This window comes from Mycobacterium sp. TH-M15 (genome assembly GCF_057473705.1).
Genome location: NZ_JBYCLB010000319.1, coordinates 1 through 3,005 on the forward strand (window position 1 = coordinate 1; position 3,005 = coordinate 3,005).

Annotated in this window: 2 protein-coding genes; both read left to right on the plus strand. The window is 72.1% G+C overall.

The window, feature by feature from the left end:
- Window positions 1-430 (plus strand): NAD(P)H-binding protein (locus tag AC2VNT_RS07655; protein WP_486946281.1); only part of this gene is annotated, 430 nt, incomplete at its 5' end.
- Between the two features lie 164 nt (window positions 431-594).
- Window positions 595-2,877: a 5-methyltetrahydropteroyltriglutamate--homocysteine S-methyltransferase gene (metE, locus tag AC2VNT_RS07660; RefSeq protein WP_486946282.1), complete on the plus strand. Its 2,283-nt coding sequence runs from the start codon at window positions 595-597 to the stop codon at window positions 2,875-2,877.
- Window positions 2,878-3,005 lie beyond the last annotated feature (128 nt).

The following is a 3,005-nucleotide window of genomic DNA, read 5'->3' on the forward strand; positions in this document are numbered from 1 at the left end:
CGCAGGCGGCGGCAGCCCGGCGCGCACCTACGCGGTGGACCGCGACGCCGCGATCCGCACCGTCGACGCCGCCGGCCGGGCCGGGGTGCACCGGTTCGTCATGGTGTCCTACTTCGGCGCCGGGCCGGACCACGGCGTGCCGGCCGACGACCCGTTCTTCCCGTACGCCGAGGCCAAGGCCGCCGCCGACGCCTACCTGCGCGCCAGCGATCTGGATTGGACGGTGCTGGGACCCAGCCGGCTCACCCTGGAGCCGGGAACCGGCCGGATCGCCCTGCGGGGAGCCGCGGGGCAGGTCGGCAAGGCCGCGGTCTCCCGCGACAACGTCGCGCTGGTGATCGCCGCCTGCCTCGCCGACGGCTCGACGGTGCACCGCACGCTGGAGTTCAACGACGGCGCGGTGCCGATCGCCGATGCGTTGACCGGCTAACTAACCGGGCGACGACACGGCCCGTCCGGCCACCCGGTAACCTCGACGTCGACGCTGGTCGAGCAGAACGCATGCCCGACGCCGTGGCGGCACCCGCCCGGCGCGTCGGGGGAAGTTCGAGGACCTGCCAGCTGTGACCACCACCTGCGAGTGAAGGACGACTTGTGACCACTGCACCATTTACCGCCACCGTTACCGGCTCCCCGCGTATTGGACCGCGCCGGGAACTCAAGCGCGCGACCGAGGGCTACTGGGCCGGCCGGACCAGCCGCGACGAGCTCGAGTCGGTCGCCGCGAAGCTGCGCCACGACACCTGGAAGGAGCTGGCCGCCGCCGGGCTGGACTCGGTGCCGGTGAACACCTTCTCCTACTACGACCAGATGCTGGACACCGCGGTGTTGCTGGGCGCGCTCCCGGCCCGGGTGGCCGGCATCGCCGACGAACTGGACCGCTACTTCGCCGCCGCCCGGGGCAACAAGGACATCGCCCCGCTGGAGATGACGAAGTGGTTCGACACCAACTACCACTACATCGTCCCGGAGATCGGCCCGGACACCAAGTTCGCGCTGAACCCGGCCAAGGTGCTAAGCGAGCTCGCCGAGGCGCGGGCGCAGGGCATCCCGGCCCGCCCGGTCATCATCGGACCGGTCACCTTCCTGCTGCTCAGCAAGGCCGTCGACGGGGCGCCCGAGCCGATCTTCCGGCTCGACGAGCTGGTGGACGTCTACGCCGAACTGCTGCCGCAGCTGGCCGCCGCCGGCGCCGACTGGGTGCAGATCGACGAGCCGGTGCTGGTCACCGACATCTCCGACACCGCGCCCGCGCTGGCCGAGCAGGTCTACTCCCGGCTGGGCGCGGTGCCCGGCCGGCCCGCGATCCACGTCGCCACCTACTTCGGCGACCCGGGCGCGGCGCTGACGGCGCTGGCCCGCACCCCGGTCGAGGCGATCGGCGTCGACCTGGTCTACGGCTCGGCCGCCACCGTGACGGCGGTGCCGGAGCTGGCCTCCAAGACGCTGGTGGCCGGTGTCGTCGACGGCCGCAACATCTGGCGCACCGACCTGGAGTCGGCGCTGGGCACCCTGGAGGCGGTGAACGGCGCCGCAGCCGCCGTGGCTGTGTCCACCTCGTGCTCGACGCTGCACGTGCCCTACTCGCTGAGCTACGAGACCGACCCGGCGCTCGACGACAACCTCCGCAGCTGGCTGGCGTTCGGCGCCGAGAAGGTGACCGAGGTGGCCGCCCTGGCCCAGGCGCTGCACCAGGGCCGCGATGCGGTGGCCGACCAGATCGCGGCGTCGAACGCCGCGGTGGCCTCCCGCAAGGCCGACCCGCGGCTGAACAACGCCGACGTCCGCGGCCGGATCGCCACCATCACCGCGGCCGGCACTCACCGCGGCACGGCCGAGGCCCGGCGCACCGCCCAGGACGAGCGACTGCACCTGCCGCCGCTGCCCACCACCACCATCGGTTCGTTCCCGCAGACCGTCGACATCCGCAAGGCCCGCGCCGCACTGGTGGCCGGCGAGATCGACCAGGCCGAGTACACCCGGCGGATGAAGGCGGAGATCGCCGACGTGATCAAGCTGCAGGAGCAGCTCGGCTTGGACGTGCTGGTACACGGTGAGCCGGAGCGCAACGACATGGTGCAGTACGTCGCCGAGCAGTTGGACGGCTTCTGCGCCACCGCCAACGGCTGGGTGCAGTCCTACGGCAGCCGCTGCGTGCGCCCGCCGGTGCTCTTCGGCGACGTCGCCCGACCGCGCCCGATGACCGTCGACTGGGCCACCTACGCCCAGTCACTGACCGACAAGCCGGTCAAGGGCATGCTGACCGGCCCGGTGACCATCCTGGCCTGGTCGTTCGTCCGCGACGACCAGCCGCTTGCCGACACCGCCAACCAGGTGGCGCTGGCCATCCGCGACGAGACGGTGGACCTGGAGAAGGCCGGCATCGCGGTGATCCAGGTCGACGAGCCGGCGCTGCGGGAGACGCTGCCGCTGCGCAACGCCGACAAGCCGGCCTACCTGAGCTGGGCCGTCGGCGCGTTCCGGCTCTCCACCTCGGGTGTCTCCGACGCGACCCAGATCCACACCCACCTGTGCTACTCGGAGTTCGGCGAGGTGATCGGTGCGATCGCCGACCTGGACGCCGACGTCACCTCGATCGAGGCGGCCCGCTCGCACATGGAGGTGCTCGACGACCTCAACGCGATCGGCTTCTCCAACGGGGTCGGCCCGGGCGTCTACGACATCCACTCGCCGCGGGTGCCGTCCACCGACGAGATGGCCGAGTCGCTGCGCGAGGCGCTGGACGCGGTTCCGGCGCAACGGCTCTGGGTCAACCCGGACTGCGGGCTGAAGACCCGCAAGCCCGACGAGGTGAGCGCGTCGCTGGCCAACCTGGTCGCCGCCGCCAAACAGGCCCGGACCGGGGTCACCGCCTAGCGCCGCTGACGACGAGCCGCGGCGTCATACCCGGCGGGCCAGGTATTCCTGCGCCGTCGTCCAGGTGCGCCCGTCGCGGCTGCGTTCGTCGCGCCCCCGGAACGAATCCGGTTCGATGTCGCGGACGG